Genomic DNA, 24,969 nt, shown 5'->3' with positions numbered 1-24,969 from the left:
GATTGCATCTGAATATATCTTAGATATAGTTTAGATATATCAAATTGAGGAAAAAACATGCGACACGAACATGAGGGCGGTGGACGTCGGCCACGATTTTTTGGCCATGGCGATCTGCGGCTGGTGATCCTGGATATTCTGACCCGCAATGCGAGCCATGGCTACGAGCTGATAAAAGAGATCGAGAACCTGACGCAGGGACATTACACGCCAAGCCCTGGCGTGATCTACCCGACGCTGGATTATTTGCAGGATCAGGCGCTTATCACCATTACCGAGGAAGAGAACGGCCGTAAGCGGATTGCGATTAACGCCGCCGGAGAACAGTGGCTGGAAAATAACCGGGAACAGCTGGAGCAGATCCAGACGCGTATCAAGGCGCGCTCCGTCGGATTCCAGCTGCGCAAAAACCCGCAGATGAAGCGGGCCCTGGAAAACTTTAAAGCGGTATTAGACCTCAAGGTAAATCAGGGAGAGCTCAGCGACGCGCAGCTCAAACAAATTATCGGCGTGATTGACCGCGCGGCGCTAGAGATCTCCCAGCTGGATTAAGCCAGCACGCCGTCGCTCACGCGGAACACCCGGACCAGCTCTTTCAGGTGCATCGCCTGTTCGTTAAGGGATGCGGCCGCCGCAACGGACTCCTCTACCAGCGCAGAGTTCTGCTGTGTGGTAGCGTCTATCAGGCCAATGGCGCTATTGATCTGCGAGATGCCTTCCGTCTGTTCGTGGCTGGCCTGGCGAATTTCACGCAGGATAACATCCATCTCCTCCACGTTGCCGACCATCCCGTTGATAAGCCCGCTGGCTTTCTCCACAAGGTTCATGCCGTCCTGCGTCTGGCTTGTGGAACTTTCAATCAATTGACGAATTTCACTTGCGGATGTTGCACTTTTCTGCGCGAGCTGGCGCACCTCGCCCGCCACGACCGCAAAGCCGCGACCATGCTCACCCGCGCGCGCCGCTTCGACCGCCGCGTTTAGCGCCAGTATGTTAGTCTGGAAGGCAATGGCGTCGATCAGGTCGATAATGTCGGACATTCTGTTCGATGTTTCGTTAATCAGGCGCATCTTGCTGGTGACCTGCTTCATCATCTCGCCGTTGTTTTTCACGACGGCGGCTGCATCGGCAGACAGGTTCGTCGCTTCTCCGGTGTGCGACGCGGTGTTCTTCACCGTGGCGGTGATCTGCTCCATCGACGCGGCCGTCTGTTCAACGGAACTGGCCTGCTCCTCCGTGCGGGCAGCCAGATCCTGGTTGCCCGCGACAATCTGCGCGGCGGCGCTGGAGATGTTTTCCGATCCGGTTTGCACCTGCTGCACAATCTCCAGCAGACGCGTTTTCATCTCCATCAGTGCGGTGAGTAACCTTCCGGTCTCATCTTTACCGTGCGAGGTCATGCTTCCGGTGAGATCGCCCTCGGCAATGGCTTGTGCAAAATTCACCGCGTCGTTCAGCGGGCGGGTAATGGATCGCACGATGAACCAGCCAATCAGGCTGGCTGCCGCGATGCTGAAAAGCGTAATCAGGATCAGCAGGAGACGATTGGTACGGAAATCGCCTTCTACCTGCTCGCCCGCACTCTGCATCTCCCGGTCCTGGATCGCAATTAACGCCTGCACTTTTGCTTTGTAGGACTGTTGCAGTTTCAGGGTGTGGGTCATCATCTCGTTTAGCGCTCCCGCACGGTCGTTATTCTGCACGGCCTGTAAAATGCGGTAGCGCGAGTCAAGATACTGCTGGCGTACGCCGTGGATATCCGCCAGCACCTGTTGGGATTTTTTATCCTTGAGAACGTTGTCCAGCTCGTTCAGGATTGCGGTGATACGCTCGCTAATTGCCTTCAGACGCTGCTCTGATTGCGCCGTGTACGTCCCCTGTTCGTCCAACAGCATGAGCTGCTGTGTGCTGATAAATTCCTGGAAGTTGTCGATTAACTGGTTCGCTTTTACCGTGGTTGGATAGTCGCTGGTAAGGATAGTTTGCATTCCATTGTTTGCCCGATTCAGGCTCATCAGGGACAAACTTGCGCTGACGATCATCAGGACAATAAATAATCCAAACGCCAGAAATAATTTCGTGCCGATCTTTACGTCATGTATAAACATATTTACCCCATCGATGTGATTATTTCTCAGACGATCGCTGTTATCGGTAGAAAACGAGCTAACTTTATGACTTTGATCGTTTTTTTATTTATCACATTCAATAAGCTTGGGGCGTAGCAATTAAAAATCGGGCGCTTTTTTTAGTAACTTAATATTTCATTAACAATATAACTTATTCAGGAAAACAAAAAGCCGTTTACCCCGGAGGAATAAACGGCTTTACGGAAGCATACGTTACTTAATGAAGCACGGTAACCGCATCTTCGAGGCGTCCGGCCCGGTGCTTAACCATCGCGGAAATCTGTGCGCTCTCTTCGACCAGGTCAGCATTTTTCTGTGTAATGCTGTCCAGCTCTGCCACAGCACGGGTTAGCTCTGTCAAGCCTGTCGCCTGCTCGGAAGTGGAGTGGCTGATCTGCGCGATAAGCTGCGTGACGTTTTTCACCTGCTCGACAATATCATCCATAGTACGCCCCGCGGCATGTACCTGATCGGCACCCGACTGCACTTTGCTGGCGCTGGCGTCGATCAGTTTACGAATATCGTTAGCCGCGTTCGCGCTGCGGCTGGCCAGATGACGCACTTCGCCCGCCACCACCGCAAAGCCTTTACCCTGCTCGCCCGCGCGCGCCGCCTCAACCGCGGCGTTCAGCGCCAGAATATTGGTCTGGAAGGCGATGTCATTGATAAGCGAGGTAATTGAGCCAATGCGCTGGGTACTGTCTGCAATGTCATCCATGGTTTTCACCACGGTCTGCATCACGGTGCCTCCCTGCGTGGCCGCGCTGCTGGCCGCCATCGAGAGCTTGTCGACTTCGGCTGCGGTCTCAGAATTACTCTGCACCGACGCCGCCATCTGGTTCATTGTTGCCACGGTCTGCTGCACATTTGCCACGGTCTGGCGCGTGCGGTCGTTAAGATCTTCATTGCCCTGCGCCAGCCTGTCGCTACCGTCGCGCACGCTCACTACCTGGCTGGAAACGTCGTTGATTAGCCAGCGGCACATCAGCCCCAGTTGGCCGACGGCCCGCAGCGTCAGCCCCAGTTCATCGCTGCGGTTAAGATGCTGAACGCTGTTACGCTCTCCTGTAGCGACCCTGAGCGCCTGCCGTGCGACATTTTCCACCGGGCGGACAATCTGCTGTTCAAACACCAGAGTGCCAAGCAGCATCACCACGGCAGCCGCAACCAGAGAAGCCCAGCCCGCGGCACTGGCAATCAGCGTTGCGGCCATCACCGCAAAAAGTACTGCCATCACGCTACGTACGCGCCAGCGCAGCGGCATCGCCGGTAATTTGCCGAGCCAGCCTTTGCGCACCACCAGCCCTTTATGAATGCGTTTTTTGCAGCGTCCTTCGTTGAGCGCTTTATAAAGCGGCTCCACCGCGGCAATCTCGTCCTGCGTGGCGCGGGTACGAATGGACATATAGCCCGTCATTTGGCCATTACGCACCATCGGCACCGCATTCGCGCGTACCCAGTAGTGATCGCCATTTTTACGACGGTTTTTGACAATCCCGCTCCAGGGCTCGCCTTTTTGCAGCGTGTACCACATATCGGCAAACGCCGCTTTCGGCATATCCGGGTGGCGCACAATGTTGTGCGGCTGCCCGAGCAGCTCCTGGAGCGAAAAGCCGCTCACTTGCACAAAAGTGTCGTTAGTGTGGGTCATGTAGCTGTGGAGGTCGGTGGTCGACATAAGCGTGGTGTCATCGTCCAGCGGATATTCATTCTGGGTGACATAGTCAGGAGAGGACATAGTGAGCATCCCTTGCAGGTTATTTGAATGTTAATTTTGTTGCTTATGTTTTTTCGGCGATAAAAAATTTATCTTTAGTTGTTAACTATGATTGAGATCGCAAATCTCAGTTAAACCGCACTTTTCGTGCGATTTTATAATTAATTGATTTAAAATACTTTCTGGCTGAAACTACCTATAAAGCATGATCCTCCGATGCACACGTAAGTCGCACTCGCTGCCCTACGCCAGTGCAGTTGACAAAAACCCTGTCCCCGGCTCGCTATCCCTTATCCCGTGCGGCGCGCAATGGCGTGATTAAATATTGTGCAACTTTGATTTCACCTGGCATTTATCCCGATTTTTGTTAAGGCATCTGAGGTGGCGTAATCCCTGCAATACTTAACTCAGTATCATGTGATACGCGATCCCCGGGAGCATATTTTGAACAGGTTACCTTCCAGCGCCTCGGCTCTTGCCTGTACCGCGCACGCACTGAATCTCATCGAAAAACGAACGCTCGATCATGAGGAGATGAAACAACTTAACCGAGAGGTCATTGATTACTTTAAAGAGCATGTGAATCCGGGTTTTCTGGAGTATCGCAAATCTGTTACCGCCGGCGGGGATTACGGAGCCGTAGAGTGGCAAGCGGGAAGTCTGAACACGCTTGTCGACACCCAGGGACAGGAGTTTATCGATTGCCTGGGTGGTTTTGGTATTTTCAACGTGGGGCACCGTAATCCAGTTGTGGTTTCCGCCGTACAGAATCAACTTGCGAAACAACCTCTCCATAGTCAGGAACTGCTCGACCCGCTTCGCGCCATGCTCGCGAAAACGCTGGCGGCCTTAACGCCCGGCAAGCTGAAATACAGCTTCTTTAGCAACAGCGGCACGGAATCGGTCGAAGCGGCGATTAAACTCGCTAAAGCGTACCAGTCGCCGCGTGGGAAATTCACCTTCATTGCCACCAGCGGCGCGTTCCACGGAAAATCCCTGGGCGCTCTGTCGGCGACCGCCAAATCCACCTTCCGCAAACCGTTTATGCCGCTGCTGCCGGGCTTCCGCCACGTGCCGTTTGGCGACATCAACGCCATGCGTACCGCGCTGAGTGAATGCCGTAAAACCGGCGATGACGTGGCGGCGGTGATCCTGGAGCCGATTCAGGGTGAAGGCGGCGTGATCCTGCCTCCGCAGGGCTATCTGCCCGCCGTGCGTCAGCTGTGCGATGAGTTTGGCGCGCTGCTGATCTTCGACGAAGTGCAGACCGGGATGGGACGTACCGGCAAGATGTTCGCCTGCGAACACGAGAACGTTCAGCCGGACATTCTGTGTCTGGCGAAAGCGCTCGGCGGCGGCGTGATGCCGATTGGTGCAACGGTGGCGACGGAGGAGGTGTTCTCGGTGCTGTTCGACAACCCGTTCCTGCATACCACCACCTTTGGCGGTAACCCGCTGGCCTGTGCGGCGGCGCTGGCGACCATCAACGTGCTGCTGGAGCAAAACCTGCCCGCGCAGGCGGAGCAGAAAGGCGACATGCTGCTGGACGGCTTCCGCCAGCTGGGCCGGGAATACCCGGATCTGGTGCAGGATGCGCGCGGGAAAGGGATGCTGATGGCGATTGAGTTTGTCGACAACGAAACCGGCTACAGCTTCGCGAGCGAGATGTTCCGCCAGCGGGTACTGGTGGCGGGCACGCTCAACAACTCGAAAACCATCCGCATTGAACCCCCGCTGACGCTGACGATTGAGCAGTGCGAGCAGGTGCTGAAGGCGGCGCGCAAAGCGCTGGCAGCGCTAAGGGTGAGTGTGGAAGAGGCGTAAAAAGCGCCGGGTGGCGCTAACGCTTACCCGGCCTACGAAGCCCGCAACACCCTCATCCCCGCAGGCCCGGTCAGCGTTCGCGCCACCGGGCAGTTTTTTACCGGTGGAACTCCGCCACGGTCATGGTGAAGCGAAGTGTTCCCCCGGCTGCATCTTCCACTGTCACAGTTCAACCATGTCCGGGCCAGCGGTACCCGCCAGTAATCTGGCAGAACCGCCCTTTGCGCTTTACCACAGAACCGGGATTGCCTGTTTTTCAATCACGTCTTGATAGCCAGGCGAAGACCATGTGGTTTATTCTCGAAAGTCTGCCAACGATGCCATCAGATGCGCTCGAAGAAGCGGGCAAGGAGCTGGTTAACAATCTGCAACGATTAATGCCAGGCGCAACGGCTCAGGTTCAACTGCTGGAAGTGTAAGAGGACAACACCATGTTTCACGGGTTAAGTGCCTTTCCGTTAACGCCCCTGAAAGAGGGAAAGTTTGACGAGCAGGCCTTTATCAATCTGCTGCGCCCCCTGGTTGACGCGGGGGTGGATTCGCTGGGTATTCTGGGTTCAACGGGCAGCTATGCCTACCTCACCGTCGAGGAGCGCACGCAAATTACCCGCTGCGCGGTGGAACATGCCAATGACATTCCGGTCATGGTCAGCATTGGCGCACTGAGACTGGATGACATTCTGCGTCTGGCTGAGCACGCGCAGAAGGCAGGTGCATCCAGCGTGCTGATGGCACCAGTGTCGTACCAGCGTTTGACGACGGACGAGGTATATTCGCTGTATGAGACGGTAACGCGCCAGCTCTCCGTCCCGCTGTGCGTTTATGATAATCCCGCCACCACCGGGTTTGAGTTTAGCGACGAGCTGATGTTTGCCGTGGCGGCGTTGCCCAATATTGGCTCGGTGAAAATGGGCCGCATGCCGGAGGATGTGTCGCAGGTGCGGGCGCGTCTTCCAAAGACGGTCACGCTGGGGATAAGCGGCGACTGGCGGGCAGCATCCGCCCTGCTGGCCGGGTTTGACGTCTGGTATTCCGTCGTCGGCGGGCTGTTCCCTCAGGCGGCACTGGCGATTGCGCACTCGAAAGACAGCATGGAATCAGAACGTCTGGAGCCGCTATGGACGCTGTTCCGCCGTTACGGCAGCCTGCGAGTGGTCGCAGCGGCAGCCGAGATGATGGGAAAAGTGGAGGCACCGGCGCTCCCCTTCCCACTACAGGCAATTCAGGGTGAACCGCGCGAGGCGCTTGCTGCGATCCTGGCGGACCTGAAGCTGGCCTGAAAAAGGCCGGGTGGCGCTAGCGCTTACCCGGCCTACAAAGCCTTCACTGCGTTTTTACTCCGGCAACAAGCCAACAAAGCTGCGTTTTTTACGCGGCTCCGACATCAGTTCTTCCAGCTTCTCCACGCACGCCAGATAGTGCGGGGTTTGCTTATGGGCCAGCACCGCCTCTTCGTCTTTATAGGCTTCATAGATAAAGAACCGGGTTTTCACCCGCGGGTCCTGCAGGACGTCAAAACGCAGGTTTCCCGGCTCCTTAATCGCCCCTTCATGGTTGGCGCGAAACACCGTCAGAAACTCGTCTACCCGCTCGGGTTTGATGTTGATCTCCACTAACGTCACGTTCATTTTGCTTCTCCCTGTTTTTCTTCCTGCCAGAACTGGAACGCTTCACGGGCGCTCATGTTCTCGTGAACCACTTTTTTCACCGCCTTCAGCATGGCGAGCGGCGCGCTGGACTGGAAGATATTGCGTCCCATGTCCACGCCGGACGCGCCCTGGTCGATCGCCCGCCAGCACATCTCAAGCGCCTCGTGCTCCGGCAGCTTTTTCCCCCCGGCGATGACGATCGGCACCGGGCAGCTGGCGGTGACTTTTTCAAAGCCCTCATCCACATAATAGGTTTTGACGAACTGCGCCCCCATTTCGGCGGCAATGCGGCTGGCGAGCGAGAAATATCGCGCGTCGCGCGCCATCTCTTTCCCCACTCCCGTCACCGCCAGGGTTGGCATGCCGTAGCGCGCCCCCGCGTCCACCAGCTTGATGATGTTGTTGATCGACTGATGCTCGAACTCGCTGCCGATATACACCTGCGCCGCGACCGCGCAAACGTTCAGGCGCAGCGCGTCCTCCATCGCCACCGCCACGCACTCGTTGGACAATTCGCCCAGAATCGAGTTACCGCCGGAGGCGCGCAGCACGACCGGTTTGTTCGTTGCGGCGGGAACCTGGCTCCTGAGGATGCCGCGGGTGCACATCAGCACGTCAGTTTCGCCAAACAGCGGCGCGATGGAGAGATCGATACGCTCAAGCCCGGTGGTCGGCCCCTGAAAGTAGCCGTGGTCAAAGGCCAGCATCACCGTGCGGTTGCTCTGCGGGTTGAAGATGCGCGCAAGCCTGGACTGCATGCCCCAGTCCAGCGCGCCGCAGCCCTTCAGGGTGAACGGCACATTTTGCTGCGGCGTGCCGATGCCAAAATCCTTGCCGTCTTTGATGTCGTCTAAATCAGCCATTACTTCCCCCGTCAGAAATCGTATTGGTTGATGTTCTCTTTGGTGAACACCACGCGCTCCGGCAGCAGCACGATGCCGTTGCCCTTCGCCTCATACTGGTAGCCCTGCACGCTGTTCGGCTCGACCTTCAGCGTACCGATCTCTTTCACGTCCACGCTGTCGCCAACGTTAAGATCGCCTTTTTTCAGCAAACGATCGGCGACATTGACCGCAATTTTGCCCTGTTGCACCACGTCCCACAGGCCGAAGGCTTTCACCGTGCCGCGCTCCACGTACGGACGCATCACGTTTGGCGTGCTGAAGCCAACAATCGCCACCCCTTCGCGCTTCAGGTTTTCTGCCGCCTGCGCCGCGGCTGGCAGGGCGTTGGCGTCCGGGGCGATGATCGCATCCAGATCCGGATACGCTTTTAAGATCCCTTCGGCGGTTTGCAGGGATTTGGTGGCATCGTTATAGCCAAACTGGGTGGTCACGATCTGCCACTGAGGATGATCTTTCTCGATTTTGGCCTTCGCCTCTTTCACCCACTGGTTCTGGTCGGTGACGGTCGGGCTGGAGTAGAAGAACGCCACTTTGGCATTCGGTTTGGTGACCTGCTTGCCTGCCATCTCCACCAGCAGGCCGCCCAGCTGTTCCGGCGTCCCCTGGTTGATGTAAATGCTGCGGCACTCCGGCTTGGTGTCGGAGTCCCAGGTCAGGACCTTGACGCCGCGCTGCATCGCGCGTTTTAAGGCCGGGCAGAGGCCGTCCGGCGACACGGCGGAGACGATAATGGCGTTATAGCCCTGGTTGACGAAGTTATTGATCAGCTGCACCTGGCCGGAAACGCTCGGCTCGGTCGGGCCGTCGTAGGTCACGTCCACGCCAAGATCTTTTCCCGCCTCTTTCGCGCCGTTTCCGCCGCTGGTGAAGAAGCCCACCCCCACCAGTTTCGGGATAAAGGCAATCCGATCCGCCGCCTGCGCCGAGGCGAAGCTGAGGGCCATTGCCAGGACTATCAGTTTTGTTTTCATCTTACGCTCCGGAAAATTTTCTGAAGAGAGAACGCACCCATTCGCGGTGCAGACTCAGCGAACGTCCCATCACCACCACAACCAGCAGCGCACCTGACAGCGCGCTCGACACCTGGTTGGGGATGCCGACCATCTGTAAACCCTGTTGCAGGTAGCCCACCAGCAGCGCCGCCAGCGCCGTGCCGACAACCGAACCTGACCCGCCGTAGATATTCGCCCCGCCGAGCACGGCGGCGGTGAGCGCAGGCATCAGCAAATCGCGGCCCAGATCTGAACGCGCGGAGCCGAAATAGGAGACCATCACCAGCGCGGCAACGGCTGACGCCACCCCCACCAGGCCGTACAGCGCGTAGGGCATACCGTTCACCGACAGCGCCGCATAGCGCGCCGCGCGCGGGTTCTGGCCGATCAAAAACAGATGACGGCCAAAGCGCCCGCGGTGGGTAATCAGCCAGAAGAAAACGGTAATCACCGCGAACAGCACCAGCGGGATCGGCAGGCCAGCTACCGTGAGATTGGCAAACGCGGTAAAGCTGTCCGGGAAGCCGCCGATGCCCTCGTAGCCCGTCGCGCCCGCCATGCCGGAAAGCAGCAGCGCCCCGCCGCCGTAGAGGTAGAGCGTGCCGAGGGTAATGACCAATGGGCTGATGCCGGTGTAGTGGATCAGCGCCGCATTTACCAGCCCGCACAGCAGGCCGAGCAGCAGCGTCAGCGGAATGGCCACCGCCATCGGCCACCCCGCCTGCATCATCACCCCCAGCGCGATGGCGCACAGGCCGATGGTGGAGCCGAGCGAAATATCAATCCCACCGCTGATAATGACCAGCGTCAGCGGCAGCGCCACGATGCCAATGCAGATGAAGTCGCTGGTGCTGAACAGCAGCATGTTGATATCGAGCATGCGCGGGTTGATGGCGCCAAAGAGCAGGATCTCCAGCACCAGCAATATCAGCAGCGCGCTCTCCCAGTTAAGCTTCATTTACGCCACCTCTTTTTTGCGTTTTGGAAACGGGGTGACGTGCTTTCCCCCTCTGTTACCCGGCTGGAAGCGGCCGTACTTCAGCGCCCGCTGATGCCTTGCCAGCGCCTGACGCAAGCGCCCGTCGAGCACCAGCACGCCCAGCAGCACCAGCCCGGCGATAAAGTCGTTCCACCACGCCGGGAGCCTGAACAGCACCAGCACGGTATCGATTTGGGTGAGGAAGAACGCGCCGAGGAAGGCGCCGACCAGCGTGCCGGTGCCGCCCAGCAGCGAGATGCCACCCAACACGCAGGCGGCGATGGCTTTCATCTCCAGCCCGCTGCCGGTCTGGTTGGGCACAAAGCCAATCTGCGCGGCAAAGACGATCCCGGCGCAGGCCGCCAGCATGCCGTTGAGGGTAAAGGCGAGCATGCGGGTGCGGTTCACCGCCACGCCCAACTGACGTGCGGCAGCGAGGTTATCCCCCACGGCGTAGAAATCACGGCCGAACGCGGTACGCGATAGCGTCCACGCGCCTGTGGCTGCGATAATCAACACCAGCATGCCGAGCGGCGAAATACCGACGACGGCAGGCTCAGAGAGGGATTTCAGCCCCGGCGGCAGCCCTTCAATCCACTTTCCGCCGGTCCAGAGCAGCATCGCCCCGCGGTACAGCCCCAGCGTGCCGAGGGTAGCGACAATCGCCGGGATGCGCAGGCCCACCACCAGAAAACCGTTGAACGCCCCGGCCAGCGCGCCAATCGACAGCGCGAAGAGAATGGAAACGGGCAGGCTGTAGCCGCCGTTGAGCGCCACGCCGACGGCGATCGCCGACAGCCCGACGGTGGAACCCACGGAGACGTCAATATTGCGGGTCAGCATCACCAGCGCGGCACCGATGGCCAGCAGGATCAGGATCTGCGAGCTGGCGAAGATCATCCCCAGCGTTTGCAGACTCAAGTAAGACGGGTTCAGCGCCACCAGCACGGCGAACAGCGCCAGAATGGCGAGAAACGCGCTCAGCTCGCGGTTTTTGAGTAAGGTCTTCATGATTGCCCTCCGAACGCCAGCGCCATCATCCTGTCGAGGCTGACGGCGTGGCGCGGCAGCTCGCCGCTGAGTACGCCCTGATGCATCACCAGCACCCGATCGGCAAGGCCCGGAAACTCATCAAGATCGCTTGAGATCATCAGTACCGCCACGTTCTGCGCCGCCACGCTTTTGATAAGCTGGTAGATATCGGCGCGCGCAGAGACGTCCACGCCGCGCGTCGGTTCATCGACAATGAGGAGTAAAGGATTGGCCTCCAGGCAGCGCGCCAGCAGCACCTTCTGCTGGTTGCCGCCGGAAAGCGTACGCACGGTTTGATCCGCATGGTTAAGCTTGATCCCGAGCGCCCGGTGATAGCGCTCCACCACCGCAGACTCCCGCTTGCGCTGCTGCCAGAGAGACGGCTCGTTCAGCGCCACGGTGTTCCAGCGGATCGGCGCGTCGAGGAACAGGCCGGAAACCTGCCTGTCTTCCGGCAGATAGACCAGCCCTTTTTCCAGCCGTGAACTTACCGGATCGGTAGTGATCTCCTGATTCTCCAGCCAGACGCGCCCCCCGCGCACCGGGCGCAGGCCGTAGAGCGTTTCGGCAAACTCGGTGCGCCCGGATCCCACAAGCCCCGCCAGGCCGACGATCTCTCCGGCGTAGATCTCAAGATCCAGATCGATAAACCCTTCCCCGGTGAGATCCTCCACGCGCAGCACCGGGAAATCCTGCGGCTGAGTGCGGCGGTTGCCCGGCAGCGCCAGCCACAGCTTTTGCGTCTCGCTCAGGGATTTTTCCCGGCTCACTGGCGTCATGGCGGCAATCAGAGCGTTATCGTCAAACTGCGCGGTTTCGCCGCTTAGCACCACCGCGCCGTCGCGCATCACCGAGACGTGGCTCGCCAGTTGGCGAATTTCCGGCAGCTTGTGCGAGATAAAAACAATCCCGACGCCGAGCGCCTGTAACGCGCGGATCTGGCGGAACAGGCGTTCGGTTTCGCCGGGCGTGAGCGAGGCGGTGGGTTCATCAAGGATCAGAATTGTGGCATTGCGCATCAGCCCGCGCAGGATCTCCACCATCTGCTGATCCGCCACTTCCAGCGTGCTGGCGGTGGCATCAAGGTTAAGCTGGCATTGCAGCTGCCGGAGCTTATCGGTAAGGCGCGGTTCCAGATCCCGTTCACGCGGCAGACGAAACAGAATGTTTTCCCGCACCGTCAGGTTGGGGAACAGCAGCGGCTCCTGCGGCACCAGATAAATGCCGAGCTTATGCGCCTGCGCGGGCGTAAGCCGTGCAAAAGACTCACCCGCAACCGAAAGTTCACCGCCGTCCGGCGTTTCAACCCCGGCGATGATCTTCATCAGCGTCGATTTTCCCGCGCCGTTCCCGCCCATCAGGGCGTGTACCTGGCCCGCAAGCAGCGTGAAATCAATGCCTTTTAGAACCGGCACGCCTGAGAACTGCTTGCTGATATTCCGCGCGTCGAGAAGTGAGGTCATCATCGCTCCGCCATTGAACAAATGATTTTTAGATTTAATAATGTTCAAAAGCGTAGACGGTGAACTATATTTACAACCGTGCAGGGATCACAGTTTTATCGATTGAGATTCAGATAAACCAGAAACGATCGAAAAGCTCCGTTTTGTCGCGTGGCTCACATTTTCCCTTCGCACCATCACGAACATATGATCTAAATTTTTATAAGAGTTCAATTATGAGCGATAAACGCACTGCGGAAGAAGGACGGTTTGCCGGGATGGCACTGGCGGAAGAGGAGCTGGTAGCGCGCGTGGCCTGGTGCTACTACCACGACGGGCTGACCCAGAACGACATCGGTGAGCGACTCGGGCTGCCGCGTTTGAAGATCTCCCGTCTGCTGGAAAAAGGCCGCCAGTCCGGGGTGATCCGCGTGCAGATCAACTCCCGCTACGAGGGCTGTCTGGCGCTGGAAACGGAGCTACAGCAGCGCTTTGGCCTGAAGCTGGTGCGCGTGATGCCCGCCCTCAATACGCCGCCAATGAACGTGCGGCTGGGCATTGGGGCGGCACAGTCGCTGATGGGCGTGCTGGAACCCGGTCAGCTGTTGGCGGTGGGCTTCGGTGAAACCACCATGAGCAGCCTGCAACACTTAAGCGGCTTTATCAGCTCGCAGCAGATCCGCCTGGTGACGCTCTCTGGCGGCGTCGGGCCGTATATGACCGGTATCGGCCAGCTGGATGCGGCCTGTAGCGTCAGCATGATCCCCGCCCCGCTGCGCGTGTCTTCCGCTGAAGTTGCCGGGATCTTAAAACGTGAAACCAGCGTGCGGGACGTGATCCTCGCCGCCACCGCCGCTGACGTGGCGGTGGTCGGGATTGGCTCGGTAAACCAGCGCCGCGACGCAACGATACTGCGCTCCGGCTATATCAGCGAAGGTGAACAGCTGATGTACGCCCGCAAAGGCGCGGTCGGCGATATCCTCGGCTATTTCCTCAATGCCGAAGGGGAATGCGTCGAGGAGCTGGAGATCCACAAAGAATTACTGGGCGTCACGCTCGATGAACTGGCGCAGCTGCCCACCATCGTAGGCGTGGCCGGAGGGGAAGAGAAAGCCGATGCGATTTATGCCGCACTGAAGGGTCGCCGTATTAATGGCCTGGTGACGGAAGAGACGACAGCCCGCGCGGTGCTGGCTCTGGCCGGATAAGAGCAGCCCTGCGCCTGACACGAGGCAAGCTCATGAGTTACCTTTTAGCGTTAGATGCAGGGACAGGCAGCGTTCGCGCCGTGATTTTCGATTTACAGGGCAATCAGATTGCCGTTGGCCAGGCCGAGTGGAAGCACCTGAGCGTGGAGAATGTCCCGGGTTCAATGGAGTTCGACCTCGACACCAACTGGCGGCTGACCTGCCGGTGCATTCAGCAGGCGCTGGAGCGCGCGCGCCTGAGCGCGGCGGATATTGAGTCCGTCGCCTGCTGCTCGATGCGCGAAGGGATTGTGCTGTACGACCGCAACGGCGAGGCTATCTGGGCCTGCGCCAACGTTGATGCCCGCGCCAGCCGCGAGGTAGCTGAACTCAAAGAGATCCACGACTACCGGTTTGAATCCGAAGTGTATGACGTCTCCGGCCAGACGCTGGCGCTCAGCGCGATGCCGCGCCTGCTGTGGCTGGCGCACCATCGTCCGGATATTTATCGTAACGCCGCCACCATCACCATGATCAGCGACTGGCTGGCGGCGAAACTTTCCGGCGAGCTGGCGGTGGATCCCTCCAATGCGGGCACCACCGGCATGCTGGACCTCTTCTCCCGCGACTGGCGTCCGGCGCTGCTGGACATGGCCGGGCTGCGCGCCGATATCCTCTCCCCGGTGAAAGAGACCGGCACCGTGCTGGGGGCGATTACCAGACAGGCCGCGCAGCAGAGCGGCCTGCGCGAGGGCACGCCGGTGGTGATGGGCGGCGGCGACGTGCAGCTGGGCTGTCTGGGGCTGGGCGTGGTTCGCGCCGGACAAACGGCGGTGCTGGGCGGCACCTTCTGGCAGCAGGTGGTGAATCTGCCGCAGGTACGCACCGATCCTGAGATGAATATTCGCGTGAACCCGCACGTCATTCCCGGCATGGCGCAGGCGGAGTCGATCAGCTTCTTTACCGGGCTGACCATGCGCTGGTTCCGCGACGCCTTCTGCGCAGAGGAAAAACTGATTGCCGAGCGGATGGGAATGGACACCTATACCCTGCTGGAAGAGATGGCGAGCCGCGTGCCGGCAGGCTCCCACGGGGTGATGCCAATCTTCTCCGACGCGATGCATTTCAAGCAGTGGTACCACGCCGCGCCGTCGTTTATTAACCTCTCCATCGACCCGGAAAAGTGCAACAAAGCGACGCTGTTCCGCGCGCTGGAAGAGAACGCGGCGATCGTCTCGGCCTGCAACCTCGCGCAGATTTCGCGCTTTTCTGGCGTGACGTTTGAAAGTTTAGTTTTTGCGGGTGGCGGCGCGAAAGGCGCGCTGTGGAGTCAGATCTTAAGCGACGTTACCGGCCTGCCGGTGCGCGTACCGGAAGTGAAAGAAGCAACGGCCCTCGGTTGTGCGATTGCTGCCGGAACGGGCGCGGGGCTGTTCGCAGATATGGCCTCGACGGGCGAGCGGCTGGTGAAGTGGAGCCGCGAGTTCACGCCAAACCCGCAGCACCGGGAGCTGTACGACGGCATGATGCAGAAGTGGCAGGCGGTGTATGCCGACCAGCTTGGGCTGGTGGACAGCGGGCTGACAACGTCGATGTGGCAGGCGCCGGGGTTGGTGCGGGCATCCCCCTCACCCCGGCCCTCTCCCTAAGGGAGAGGGAGATTAAGTCCCCTCTCCCTGTGGGAGAGGGTTAGGGTGAGGGCATCAGGCCACGCCAATATTTGAATCCCATCACATTCACTGCATTCCCCTTTTCCCTTTTACTCCCCGCTGGCTAAATTAGTAACTCATCCGACCACATAACAATAATTTTACACTGGAAGAGACTATGAGCCGCTACCCGTCGTTATTCGCCCCCCTCGATCTGGGGTTCACCACGCTTAAAAACCGCGTGCTGATGGGCTCGATGCACACTGGCCTGGAGGAGCGGCCGGACGGGCCAGAGCGCCTGGCCGCATTTTATGCCGAGCGCGCGCGACACGGCGTGGCGCTGATCGTCACCGGCGGCGTCGCGCCTGCCTCCTCTGGCGTGACGATGGAGGGCGGCGCGGTGTTGAACGATGCGAGCCAGCTTGCACATCACCGCATTGTGACCGACGCGGTTCACAGCGAGGGCGGCAAGATCGCCCTGCAAATTCTGCATACCGGACGCTACAGCTATCAGCCGAACCTGGTTGCGCCGTCGGCTATTCAGGCGCCGATTAACCGCTTCACACCCCATGCCCTCAGCCACGACGAGATCCTCGCGCTGATCGACGATTTCGCCCGCTGCGCAGCGCTGGCGCGGGAAGCAGGCTACGACGGCGTGGAGGTGATGGGCTCGGAAGGCTATCTGATCAACGAATTCCTCGCCACCCGCACCAACCAGCGCGACGACGAATGGGGCGGGGACTATGCCCGCCGCATGCGTTTTGCCGTGGAGGTGGTGCGCGCGGTGCGTGAACGTGCGGGCGCGGATTTTATTATCATCTTCCGCCTGTCGATGCTCGACCTCGTGGAGGGCGGCGGCACGTTCGACGAAACCGTGCAGCTGGCGCAGGCAATAGAAGCCGCCGGTGCCACCATTATCAACACCGGGATTGGCTGGCATGAAGCGCGCATCCCCACCATCGCCACGCCGGTGCCGCGTGCGGCGTTCAGCTGGGTAACGCGCAGGCTGAAAGGCAAAGTCTCCGTTCCGCTGGTGACCACTAACCGCATTAACGATCCGCAGGTGGCGGACGATGTGCTCTCCCGCGGCGACGCCGATATGGTCTCGATGGCGCGTCCGTTCCTCGCGGATGCCGAACTGCTCTCCAAAGCGCAAAGCGGGCGCGCGGATGAGATCAACACCTGCATCGGCTGTAATCAGGCGTGTCTGGATCAGATCTTTGTCGGCAAAGTCACCTCCTGCCTCGTTAACCCCCGCGCGTGTCATGAAACCAAAATGCCAATCGTGCCGGCAGCGACGAAAAAACGCCTGGCCGTGGTCGGCGCGGGCCCGGCGGGGCTGGCATTTGCGGTTAACGCCGCCGCGCGCGGGCACAGCGTGACGCTGTTTGACGCCGCGGCCGAGATCGGCGGGCAGTTCAACATCGCCAAGCAGATCCCCGGCAAAGAGGAGTTTTACGAGACGCTGCGCTACTACAGAAGAATGATCGACCTGACGGGCGTCGATCTGCGGCTTAAACAGTTTGTCAGCGCGGCGGATCTGATCGGTTTCGACGAGGTGATCCTCGCGAGCGGGATCGCCCCGCGCACGCCTGCGATCGAAGGCATCGATCATCCGAAGGTATTGAGCTATCTGGATGTATTAAGGGCCAAAGCGCCGGTTGGCGAGAAGGTGGCGATCATCGGCTGCGGCGGGATCGGTTTTGATACCGCGATGTATTTAAGCCAGCCGGGCGAAGCCACCAGCCAGAACATCGCTGAGTTCTGCGTGGAATGGGGCATTGATACCAGTCTCAGTCAGTCCGGCGGTTTACGCCCGGAAGGTCCGCAGCTGCCGAAAAGCCCGCGTCAGATTGTGATGCTCCAGCGAAAAGCCAGCAAGCCGGGTGAAGGTCTGGGAAAAACCACGGGCTGGATCCACCGCGCCACCCTGCTCTCACGCGGGGTGAAGATGATCCCCGGGGTGAGCTACCAGAAGATCGACGACGACGGGCTACACGTGCTGATCGGCGGCGAACCGCAGCTGCTGCGCGTGGATCATGTGATTTTGTGCGCCGGGCAGGAGCCGAAGCGCGATCTGGCGGATCCGCTGCGCGAGGCGGGGAAAACGGTGCATTTGATCGGCGGGTGCGATGTGGCGATGGAGCTGGATGCCCGGCGGGCAATTGCGCAGGGAACGAAATTGGCTCTGGCGATCTAGGGCATTGCCGGGCGGCTAAGGTAAAAGCAAAACGGCAACCCAGTTGCCGTTTTTAGTGTTTGCTCCCTCTCCCTGTGGGAGAGGGTTGGGGTGAGGCCATCAGGCCGCACATATCCAATCTTACCGACGACGCCCCAGCTTCACCGCTTTCAGCACCACGAATTTGTTATTGGTGGCAATGGTGACGCAGTTACCGAAAATCTTCTTCAGCTTGTGGAAGTAGTCCAGGTGGCGGTTCGCCACGATATACAGCTCGCCGTTGATTTTCAGGCAGCGGCGCGCGTGGTGGAACATCTCCCACGCGACGTTATCCGTCAGGGCATGCTTCTGGTGGAACGGCGGGTTGCAGAACACGGCGTTGAAGCGGAAAGGCTCTACGCCTGACAGCGCGTTATTGATCATAAACTCGCAGCGATCCAGCGCCTCCGGCAGGTTGGTTTCCACGTTAAGACGGCTGGACGCCACCGCCATCGGTGACTCGTCGCTGAACACCACGCTGGCTTCCGGGTTCTTCGCCAGCAGCGTCAGGCCAATCACGCCGTTACCGCAGCCCAGGTCGACAATCTCCCCTTCCAGGTTTTCCGGCAGATGTTCCATAAAGAAACGCGCGCCGATATCCAGACCGGTGCGGGAGAAAACGTTCGCGTGGTTGTGGATAGTCCAGTCGGTGCCTTCCAGTTTCCAGCTCAGGGTCTCCGGGGCGTCGGCCAGCGCTGGCGCGCTGAAGGTGCAGTTGATCAGGCGCGCCTTTTTCCAGGCCAGCGTCGTGGTGGTCGGGCCGAGCACTTTCTCGAACAGCTCCAGCGTCGACGTGTGAATATCGCGCGCTTTGGCACCCGCGATAATACGCGTTTCCGGCGTCACCACTTTACGCAGTGCGCGCAGCTGTTGCTCCAGCAGCGCCATGGTTTTTGGCACTTTGATCAGCACCACGCCCGGCGCCTGCGGGTAGTCCGCGGTGCTGTCGAGGAACTTCACGCTGGATTCGTCGATATCGTTGTGGCGCAGGTTTTCACGCGTCGCCAGCTCGCTTAAGTAAGAATCGCCGATACTGTAAGGCGCATGTTCCGCCAGCGCGCAGGCCAGCGCGCCAAACGCATCATTCAGGATCAGAACCGGCCCGCTGATTTCAGTCTCATCCAGCTGTTGCAGCAGATATTCATCCGCCGCTTCCCACGCCTGAAGCGGGTTAACGTCGTCCGTTTCCGGGAAACGTTTAAGGTTGAGTGAACGGAAACCGTTGTCTAAGTGGCTCATCGGCCCTCCTGAATGGTAAAATTTGGCGTATCCCTGAAAAGGGTGCGTGAGTATACCTGTTTTCACACTATTTTGGGGTTTTGATGAACCAGCTGACTTATCTTCAGGGCTATCCGGAGCATTTACTTTCTCAGGTTCGCAGCCTGATTGCCGAGCAGAAGCTCGGCGCGGTGCTGGAAAAACGCTACCCCGATACGCACGATGTCACCACCGATAAGGCGCTCTGGCAGTATACGCAGGATCTGAAAAACCGGTATTTGAAGAGCGCGCCGCCGATCAATAAGGTGATGTACGACAATAAGATCCACGTGCTAAAAAACGCGCTTGGCCTGCATACCGCCATCTCCCGCGTACAGGGCGGCAAGCTGAAGGCCAAAGCGGAGATCCGTGTGGCGACCGTCTTTCGCAACGCGCCGGAAGCCTTTCTGCGGATGATCGTGGTCCACGAGCTTGCCCACCTGAAAGAGAAAGAGCACGACAAAGCGTTCTACTCCCTGTGCTGCCATATGGAACCGCAATACCACCAGCTGGAGTTTGATACCCGTTTGTGGCTGACGCATTTATCGTTAAAGAGTAATGCGCAGTAGCGCACGCGAAATGTCATGATGACGTGCTACAGTGGCTTTAGGTTCCCTGCTACGGAGTACGTAAACGTTTATGATACGTTTCGCAGTCATCGGTACGAACTGGATCACGCGCCAGTTCGTCGACGCCGCCCACGAAACCGGCAAATATAAGCTCACCGCAGTCTATTCCCGCAGCCTTGAGCAGGCGCAGAGTTTTGCGAATGACTACCTGGTTGAACATCTGTTCACCTCGCTCGATGAGATGGCGCAAAGCGACGCCATTGACGCGGTCTATATCGCCAGCCCGAATTCTCTGCACTTCCCGCAAACGAAGCTGTTCCTCAGCCACAAAAAGCATGTGATCTGCGAGAAGCCGCTGGCCTCGAATATTGAGGAAGTGGAAGCCGCCATTGCGCTTGCCCGCGAAAACCAGGTGGTGCTGTTTGAAGCGTTCAAAACCGCCAGCCTGCCGAACTTCCTGCTGTTGCAGCAGTCCCTGTCGAAAATTGGCAAAGTGCGTAAAGCCTTCATCAACTACTGCCAGTATTCCTCACGCTACCAGCGCTACCTGGACGGCGAAAACCCGAACACCTTTAACCCGGCCTTCTCGAATGGCTCGATTATGGATATCGGTTTTTACTGCCTGGCCTCTGCGGTCGCCCTGTGGGGTGAACCGCACGGCGTAACGGCCACCGCCAGCCTGCTGGAGAGCGGCGTGGATGCGCACGGCGTTGTGGTGCTGGACTACGGTGATTTCAGCGTGACGTTGCAGCACTCGAAGGTCAGTGACTCCGTACTGCCAAGCGAAATTCAGGGCGAAGACGGCTCGCTGGTGATCGAAAAAATCTCCGAATGCCAGAAGCTAAGCATCGTCCCGCGCGGCGGCAAAGCGCAGGAGCTGACGCAGCCTCAGCATATTAACACTATGCTCTATGAGGCAGAGGTCTTCGCCCGTCTGGTAGAAGATAACGAAGTGAACCACCCAGGGCTTGCGATCAGCCGCACCACCGCGAAGCTGCAAACGGAGATCCGCCGACAGACTGGCGTGGTGTTCCCCGCAGACGGCGTGAATGTGGAAGCCGTCGCGTAAAGCTGTGTAATGAAACCATGCAGACCATTGACGAAATCGACGGTCTGACATAATTTGTTACCTGCAAAGGGGAGTAACTTCTTCGCCGGTGGATCGTCATTACGATGCGTGCAAAACCGCATCCGGTCGCCGGGCAACCTTCGTGGTTGTAAGTGAGACCTTGCCGGAAGGCGAGGTCTATGCATAAAAAGCTAACGGCTATCGTCTTCTGACCATGGCCGTTTTTGTTTTTTATGTGTAAGGAAAATAGTATGCATTCTGTCGGCACTCCAATGCTGTGGGGCGGATTCGCGGTTGTCGTGCTCATCATGCTGGCAATCGACCTCTTTTTGCAGGGCCGTCGCGGCGAGCACGGCATGAGCGTTAAGCAAGCCGCCGTCTGGTCGCTGGTATGGGTTACCCTCTCACTCCTCTTCTGTGCCGCCTTCTGGTGGTATCTGGCCTCAACCGAAGGCCGCGCGGTGGCCGATCCTCAGGCACTCGCCTTCCTTACCGGCTATTTGATTGAAAAAGCGCTGGCGGTCGATAACGTCTTCGTCTGGCTGATGCTGTTTAGCTACTTCGCCGTACCTGCGGCTCTGCAACGTCGCGTGCTGGTGTACGGCGTGCTGGGCGCTATTGTCCTGCGTACCATTATGATCTTCGCCGGTAGCTGGCTGATTACTCAGTTCGAATGGCTGCTGTATGTGTTTGGTGCGTTCCTGCTGTTCACGGGGGTCAAAATGGCGCTCGCGAAAGAAGACGATACCGGTATCGGTGATAAGCCACTGGTGAAATGGATACGTGGTCATCTGCGCATGACGGACAAGATCGAGAGCGAGCATTTCTTCGTGCGTAAGAACGGCCTGCTGTTCGCCACCCCGCTGCTGCTGGTGCTAATTCTTGTCGAACTGAGCGACGTGATTTTCGCGGTGGACAGTATCCCGGCTATCTTCGCAGTCACCACCGACCCGTTCATCGTTCTGACCTCAAACCTGTTCGCGATCCTTGGCCTGCGTGCGATGTACTTCCTGCTGGCAGGCGCGGCAGAGCGCTTCTCCATGCTGAAGTACGGTCTGTCGGTGATCCTGGTATTCATCGGTATCAAGATGCTGATTGTTGATTTCTACCATATCCCGATCGCCATTTCGCTCGGCGTGGTATTTGGCATTCTGCTGGTTACGCTGATTATCAATACCTGGGTTAACCGCCAGCACGATAAGAAACAGCAGGTTTAGTGAAACGTTTGGTGCGGGCTGATGCCCTCACCCACCCCTCTCCCACAGGGAGAGGGGAAAATGCAATGCAGGCCGGGTAAGCGCAGCGCCACCCGGCACTTCGTTAACCAATAGTTAAAAAACATGACGCAACACGTAAAATCCAGCATTTTACGCTTCCCTCCTTTCACGTATTCCCTATACTCGACCAGGCAAACATTTACTTACATCCGGAAATAAATGTGACTTAGAGCACATCCAGGATGGAACGCAATTTCACTCAGGAATAACGTATGAGCACACAATCACGCGGTCTGTTGGCGCGCCTGGCGCAGGGCAGTCTTGTAAAACAAATTCTGATCGGGTTGGTACTGGGTATTCTGCTGGCGATGGTGTCAAAACCTGCCGCGGAGGCCACGGGGCTGCTCGGGACGCTGTTTGTGGGCGCCCTGAAGGCCGTCGCGCCGGTACTGGTGTTGATGCTGGTGATGGCGTCGATTGCCAACCACCAGCACGGACAAAAAACCAACATTCGCCCTATTCTGTTCCTGTATCTGCTGGGAACCTTCTCTGCTGCCTTAACGGCCGTGGTGTTTAGCTTCCTGTTCCCGTCCACGCTGCACTTGACCAGCGCGGCCGGTGATATCACCCCGCCGTCCGGGATTGTGGAAGTGCTTCGCGGTCTGCTGATGAGCATGGTTTCTAACCCTGTCACCGCGCTGATGAGCGGAAACTACATCGGCATTCTGGTCTGGGCGATCGGTCTGGGCTTCGCGCTGCGTCACGGTAACGAGACCACGAAAAACCTGGTCAATGATTTGTCGAACGCCGTGACCTTTATGGTGAAGCTGGTGATTCGCTTTGCGCCAATCGGTATTTTCGGGCTGGTCTCCTCCACGCTGGCCACCACCGGTTTTGACGCGCTGTGGGGCTACGCGCAGCTGCTGGTCGTTCTGGTCGGCTGTATGCTGCTGGTAGCGCTGGTGATCAACCCGCTGCTGGTGTTCTGGCAGATCCGCCGCAACCCGTATCCGCTGGTGCTGACCTGCCTGCGTGAAAGCGGCGTGTATGCCTTCTTCACCCGCAGCTCGGCGGCAAACATTCCGGTCAACATGGCGCTGGCGGAGAAGCTGAATCTGGATCGCGATACCTATTCCGTGTCGATTCCTCTGGGTGCAACCGTGAACATGGCAGGTGCGGCGATCACCATCACCGTGCTGACGCTGGCGGCAGTGCATACGCTGGGCATTCCGGTGGATCTGCCAACCGCGCTGCTGTTGAGCGTCGTTGCATCACTGTGTGCCTGTGGCGCGTCCGGCGTGGCGGGCGGCTCGCTGCTGCTGATCCCACTGGCATGTAACATGTTCGGTATCCCGAATGAGATCGCCATGCAGGTGGTGGCCGTCGGCTTTATCATCGGCGTATTGCAGGACTCCTGCGAAACGGCCCTGAACTCTTCCACCGACGTGCTGTTCACCGCTGCGGCCTGCCAGGCGGAAGACGCGCGGTTAGCGAAGAACGCCCTGCGCGGTTAAAACGAAAAGTCCGGTGGCGGCTACGCCTTACCGGGCCTACAAGGTAAATGCAAAACGGCAACATATGTTGCCGTTTTTAATGTTTGTACCCTCTCACCGTGGGAGAGGGCATCAGGCCGTACCGATTAAAGCGTCACACCACTCTTAAAGATCGCCAGCTCGCGGAAGTCGTTCTTCTCGTTGCAGGTCTGCCTGCCGCTGGCAAATTCCACAATCGTGTCCACGAATTCGCTCAGCAGCTGCGGCATCGCTTTGCCGTGGATCAGCTGGCCGGCATCAAAGTCAATCCAGTGCTTTTTCTTCGCCGCCAGTTCGCTGTTAGTGGCGATTTTCACCGTTGGCACAAATCCGCCGTACGGCGTGCCGCGTCCGGTACTGAACAGCACCATGTGACAGCCCGCTCCCGCCAGCGCACTGGTGGCGACCGCATCGTTGCCCGGTGCACTCAACAGGTTCAGACCGTGCGTTTTCAGACGCTCACCGTAGCGCAGCACGTCCACCACCTGGCTGGCCCCCGCTTTCTGGGTGCAGCCCAGGGATTTCTCCTCCAGCGTGGTGATCCCGCCCGCCTTGTTACCCGGCGACGGGTTCTCATAAATCGGCTGGTTATGGGCGATGAAGTACTGTTTGAAGTCGTTGACCATGGTGACGGTCTTCTCAAAGGTCACTTCGTCGCGGCAGTGGCTCATCAGAATGCGCTCTGCGCCGAACATCTCCGGCACTTCGGTCAGCACCGTGGTGCCGCCGTTGGCGATGACGTAATCTGAAAAGCGGCCCAGCATCGGGTTAGCGGTAATGCCGGAAAGCCCGTCAGATCCGCCACACTCCAGGCCAAACTTCAGTTCACTCAGCTTGCCCGGCTCGCGCTTGTCGTGACGCATCACCTCATACAGCTGGTGCAGTTGTTCAACGCCCGCTTCCACCTCGTCGTCCTGGTGTTGACACACCATAAAGTGCACACGCTCAGGGTCAAATTCGCCCAGCGTGTCGCGGAAGGCGTCGACCTGGTTGTTCTCACAGCCGAGGCCAATCACCAGCACCGCACCCGCATTCGGGTGACGCACCATGTTTTGCAGCATGGTGCGGGTATTAATGTGGTCGTCGCCCAGCTGGGAACAACCGTAGGTATGGCTGAACAGATGCACGCCGTCGGTGCCTTCAGCATCGTTGGTCTCTTTCAGGAAACGCGTCTGGATTTGACGCGCGATCCCGTTCACGCAGCCGACGGTCGGGAGGATCCACAGTTCATTGCGGATCCCCACCTCCCCGCTGGCGCGGCGGTAGATCTGCACCTCACGATCGGCCGCCTGTCCTTCTTCTGTCTGGAAGTCAGGTTGATAGCTGTACTCGTCCAGATCGCTGAGATTGGTGCGGGTATTGTGGGAATGAATGTATTCACCCGGCTTAATATCCGCCAGCGCATGACCGATGGGCAAACCGTACTTCACCACGTTCTCCCCTTTCGCGATGGGGATCAGGGCAAATTTATGTCCACGTCCGATGGCCTGACGTAACGTCACCGACTGGTTGTCGAAGGTTACTTCCGTGCCTTCGGCTAAATCGGCCAGCGCGACGGCAACGTTATCCAGCGAATGGATTTTGATGTATTGCATATCAACC

Annotated in this window: 21 protein-coding genes and 1 pseudogene; 11 read left to right on the top strand and 11 right to left on the bottom strand. The window is 58.6% G+C overall.

Annotation, left to right across the window (positions count from 1 at the left end; translation table 11 throughout):
- Window positions 1-57: 57 nt before the first annotated feature.
- Window positions 58-552, top strand: coding sequence for a PadR family transcriptional regulator (locus tag G6Q29_RS17735; protein WP_165466812.1), 495 nt, complete (start codon window positions 58-60; stop codon window positions 550-552).
- On the opposite strand, the gene G6Q29_RS17730 is transcribed toward G6Q29_RS17735, so the two are convergent.
- Window positions 549-2,108, bottom strand: coding sequence for a methyl-accepting chemotaxis protein (locus G6Q29_RS17730; protein ID WP_165466811.1), 1,560 nt, complete (start codon window positions 2,106-2,108; stop codon window positions 549-551). The two genes, G6Q29_RS17735 and G6Q29_RS17730, sit on opposite strands and share 4 nt — an antisense overlap.
- Before the next feature lie 238 nt (window positions 2,109-2,346).
- A complete protein-coding gene (locus tag G6Q29_RS17725; RefSeq protein ID WP_165466810.1) occupies window positions 2,347-3,867 on the bottom strand; it encodes a methyl-accepting chemotaxis protein in 1,521 nt (506 codons plus the stop codon).
- 423 nt (window positions 3,868-4,290) lie between these two features.
- Between G6Q29_RS17725 and ygjG the strand changes: the two genes are divergently transcribed.
- Window positions 4,291-5,670: a putrescine aminotransferase gene (gene ygjG / locus G6Q29_RS17720; protein ID WP_207309809.1), complete on the top strand. Its 1,380-nt coding sequence runs from the start codon at window positions 4,291-4,293 to the stop codon at window positions 5,668-5,670.
- 165 nt (window positions 5,671-5,835) lie between these two features.
- On the opposite strand, the pseudogene G6Q29_RS21760 reads toward ygjG, so the two are convergent.
- Window positions 5,836-5,934, bottom strand: a pseudogene (locus G6Q29_RS21760) (XRE family transcriptional regulator); the annotation flags it as partial.
- A 23-nt stretch (window positions 5,935-5,957) separates the two neighbouring features.
- Between G6Q29_RS21760 and G6Q29_RS21755 the strand changes: the two are divergent.
- Both G6Q29_RS21755 and G6Q29_RS17715 read left to right on the top strand, forming a co-directional pair.
- Window positions 5,958-6,089, top strand: coding sequence for a hypothetical protein (locus G6Q29_RS21755; RefSeq protein ID WP_431732543.1), 132 nt, complete (start codon window positions 5,958-5,960; stop codon window positions 6,087-6,089).
- 12 nt (window positions 6,090-6,101) lie between these two features.
- A complete protein-coding gene (locus G6Q29_RS17715; RefSeq protein WP_165466808.1) occupies window positions 6,102-6,950 on the top strand; it encodes a dihydrodipicolinate synthase family protein in 849 nt (282 codons plus the stop codon).
- Window positions 6,951-7,004: 54 nt separating this feature from the next.
- Here G6Q29_RS17715 and lsrG read toward each other — a convergent pair whose 3' ends face one another.
- From lsrG to lsrA, 6 genes are read right to left on the bottom strand one after another with little or no spacing between them, the layout of a single operon-like run.
- Window positions 7,005-7,298, bottom strand: a complete 294-nt coding sequence (gene lsrG / locus G6Q29_RS17710) for a (4S)-4-hydroxy-5-phosphonooxypentane-2,3-dione isomerase (RefSeq protein ID WP_165466807.1) — start codon at window positions 7,296-7,298, stop codon at window positions 7,005-7,007.
- Window positions 7,295-8,182, bottom strand: coding sequence for a 3-hydroxy-5-phosphonooxypentane-2,4-dione thiolase (gene lsrF / locus G6Q29_RS17705; RefSeq protein WP_165466806.1), 888 nt, complete (start codon window positions 8,180-8,182; stop codon window positions 7,295-7,297). Before lsrF ends, lsrG begins: the two co-directional genes overlap by 4 nt.
- A gap of 11 nt (window positions 8,183-8,193) precedes the next feature.
- Window positions 8,194-9,195, bottom strand: coding sequence for an autoinducer 2 ABC transporter substrate-binding protein LsrB (gene lsrB, locus G6Q29_RS17700; protein ID WP_165466805.1), 1,002 nt, complete (start codon window positions 9,193-9,195; stop codon window positions 8,194-8,196).
- 1 nt (window position 9,196) lies between these two features.
- Entirely contained in the window at window positions 9,197-10,174 is a 978-nt protein-coding gene (lsrD, locus tag G6Q29_RS17695; RefSeq protein ID WP_165466804.1) for an autoinducer 2 ABC transporter permease LsrD, read from the bottom strand.
- Window positions 10,175-11,206 (bottom strand): autoinducer 2 ABC transporter permease LsrC, encoded by a 1,032-nt coding sequence (lsrC, locus tag G6Q29_RS17690; protein ID WP_165466803.1) that lies wholly within the window; start codon window positions 11,204-11,206, stop codon window positions 10,175-10,177.
- Window positions 11,203-12,690, bottom strand: coding sequence for an autoinducer 2 ABC transporter ATP-binding protein LsrA (gene lsrA / locus G6Q29_RS17685; RefSeq protein ID WP_165466852.1), 1,488 nt, complete (start codon window positions 12,688-12,690; stop codon window positions 11,203-11,205). Before lsrA ends, lsrC begins: the two co-directional genes overlap by 4 nt.
- Before the next feature lie 215 nt (window positions 12,691-12,905).
- Between lsrA and lsrR the strand changes: the two genes are divergently transcribed.
- The 3 genes from lsrR to G6Q29_RS17670 all read left to right on the top strand — a co-directional run bounded on the left by lsrR (window position 12,906) and on the right by G6Q29_RS17670 (window position 17,705).
- Complete coding sequence (lsrR, locus tag G6Q29_RS17680) at window positions 12,906-13,877, top strand: transcriptional regulator LsrR (protein ID WP_165466802.1); 972 nt, start codon at window positions 12,906-12,908, stop codon at window positions 13,875-13,877.
- 32 nt (window positions 13,878-13,909) lie between these two features.
- A complete protein-coding gene (lsrK, locus tag G6Q29_RS17675) occupies window positions 13,910-15,505 on the top strand; it encodes an autoinducer-2 kinase (protein WP_165466801.1) in 1,596 nt (531 codons plus the stop codon).
- A 178-nt stretch (window positions 15,506-15,683) separates the two neighbouring features.
- Entirely contained in the window at window positions 15,684-17,705 is a 2,022-nt protein-coding gene (locus G6Q29_RS17670; RefSeq protein WP_165466800.1) for an FAD-dependent oxidoreductase, read from the top strand.
- A 120-nt stretch (window positions 17,706-17,825) separates the two neighbouring features.
- Here G6Q29_RS17670 and rlmG read toward each other — a convergent pair whose 3' ends face one another.
- Complete coding sequence (gene rlmG / locus G6Q29_RS17665; RefSeq protein WP_165466799.1) at window positions 17,826-18,962, bottom strand: 23S rRNA (guanine(1835)-N(2))-methyltransferase RlmG; 1,137 nt, start codon at window positions 18,960-18,962, stop codon at window positions 17,826-17,828.
- 83 nt (window positions 18,963-19,045) lie between these two features.
- Here rlmG and G6Q29_RS17660 point away from each other — a divergent pair, with 83 nt between their 5' ends.
- The 4 genes from G6Q29_RS17660 (at window position 19,046) to sstT (ending at window position 23,349) form a co-directional block, all read left to right on the top strand.
- Complete coding sequence (locus G6Q29_RS17660; protein ID WP_165466798.1) at window positions 19,046-19,549, top strand: YgjP-like metallopeptidase domain-containing protein; 504 nt, start codon at window positions 19,046-19,048, stop codon at window positions 19,547-19,549.
- Between the two features lie 70 nt (window positions 19,550-19,619).
- Complete coding sequence (locus G6Q29_RS17655) at window positions 19,620-20,618, top strand: Gfo/Idh/MocA family protein (RefSeq protein ID WP_165466797.1); 999 nt, start codon at window positions 19,620-19,622, stop codon at window positions 20,616-20,618.
- A gap of 251 nt (window positions 20,619-20,869) precedes the next feature.
- The gene (locus G6Q29_RS17650) at window positions 20,870-21,835 is read left to right on the top strand and encodes a TerC family protein (protein WP_047355082.1); all 966 of its coding nucleotides are present in this window, start codon (window positions 20,870-20,872) and stop codon (window positions 21,833-21,835) included.
- 272 nt (window positions 21,836-22,107) lie between these two features.
- A complete protein-coding gene (gene sstT / locus G6Q29_RS17645) occupies window positions 22,108-23,349 on the top strand; it encodes a serine/threonine transporter SstT (protein ID WP_165466796.1) in 1,242 nt (413 codons plus the stop codon).
- A 125-nt stretch (window positions 23,350-23,474) separates the two neighbouring features.
- Here the strand turns inward: sstT and G6Q29_RS17640 are convergent, their stop codons facing one another.
- A complete protein-coding gene (locus G6Q29_RS17640) occupies window positions 23,475-24,962 on the bottom strand; it encodes a UxaA family hydrolase (protein WP_165466795.1) in 1,488 nt (495 codons plus the stop codon).
- Window positions 24,963-24,969 lie beyond the last annotated feature (7 nt).

Origin of the sequence: Enterobacter cloacae (assembly GCF_011078175.1) — a bacterium.
In the GTDB taxonomy this organism is placed as follows: Bacteria; Pseudomonadota; Gammaproteobacteria; order Enterobacterales; family Enterobacteriaceae; genus Enterobacter; species Enterobacter cloacae_Q.
This window is presented reverse-complemented; position numbering and strand designations above follow the sequence as displayed.

Coding starts and splice junctions, on each gene's coding strand:
- G6Q29_RS17735 (WP_165466812.1), top strand. CDS start 58: ATGCGACACGAACATGAGGGCGGTGGACGTCGGCCACGATTTTTTGGC.
- G6Q29_RS17730 (WP_165466811.1), bottom strand. CDS start 2,108: ATGTTTATACATGACGTAAAGATCGGCACGAAATTATTTCTGGCGTTT.
- G6Q29_RS17725 (WP_165466810.1), bottom strand. CDS start 3,867: ATGTCCTCTCCTGACTATGTCACCCAGAATGAATATCCGCTGGACGAT.
- G6Q29_RS21755 (WP_431732543.1), top strand. CDS start 5,958: ATGTGGTTTATTCTCGAAAGTCTGCCAACGATGCCATCAGATGCGCTC.
- G6Q29_RS17715 (WP_165466808.1), top strand. CDS start 6,102: ATGTTTCACGGGTTAAGTGCCTTTCCGTTAACGCCCCTGAAAGAGGGA.
- lsrG (WP_165466807.1), bottom strand. CDS start 7,298: ATGAACGTGACGTTAGTGGAGATCAACATCAAACCCGAGCGGGTAGAC.
- lsrF (WP_165466806.1), bottom strand. CDS start 8,182: ATGGCTGATTTAGACGACATCAAAGACGGCAAGGATTTTGGCATCGGC.
- lsrB (WP_165466805.1), bottom strand. CDS start 9,195: ATGAAAACAAAACTGATAGTCCTGGCAATGGCCCTCAGCTTCGCCTCG.
- lsrD (WP_165466804.1), bottom strand. CDS start 10,174: ATGAAGCTTAACTGGGAGAGCGCGCTGCTGATATTGCTGGTGCTGGAG.
- lsrC (WP_165466803.1), bottom strand. CDS start 11,206: ATGAAGACCTTACTCAAAAACCGCGAGCTGAGCGCGTTTCTCGCCATT.
- lsrA (WP_165466852.1), bottom strand. CDS start 12,690: ATGACCTCACTTCTCGACGCGCGGAATATCAGCAAGCAGTTCTCAGGC.
- lsrR (WP_165466802.1), top strand. CDS start 12,906: ATGAGCGATAAACGCACTGCGGAAGAAGGACGGTTTGCCGGGATGGCA.
- lsrK (WP_165466801.1), top strand. CDS start 13,910: ATGAGTTACCTTTTAGCGTTAGATGCAGGGACAGGCAGCGTTCGCGCC.
- G6Q29_RS17670 (WP_165466800.1), top strand. CDS start 15,684: ATGAGCCGCTACCCGTCGTTATTCGCCCCCCTCGATCTGGGGTTCACC.
- rlmG (WP_165466799.1), bottom strand. CDS start 18,962: ATGAGCCACTTAGACAACGGTTTCCGTTCACTCAACCTTAAACGTTTC.
- G6Q29_RS17660 (WP_165466798.1), top strand. CDS start 19,046: ATGAACCAGCTGACTTATCTTCAGGGCTATCCGGAGCATTTACTTTCT.
- G6Q29_RS17655 (WP_165466797.1), top strand. CDS start 19,620: ATGATACGTTTCGCAGTCATCGGTACGAACTGGATCACGCGCCAGTTC.
- G6Q29_RS17650 (WP_047355082.1), top strand. CDS start 20,870: ATGCATTCTGTCGGCACTCCAATGCTGTGGGGCGGATTCGCGGTTGTC.
- sstT (WP_165466796.1), top strand. CDS start 22,108: ATGAGCACACAATCACGCGGTCTGTTGGCGCGCCTGGCGCAGGGCAGT.
- G6Q29_RS17640 (WP_165466795.1), bottom strand. CDS start 24,962: ATGCAATACATCAAAATCCATTCGCTGGATAACGTTGCCGTCGCGCTG.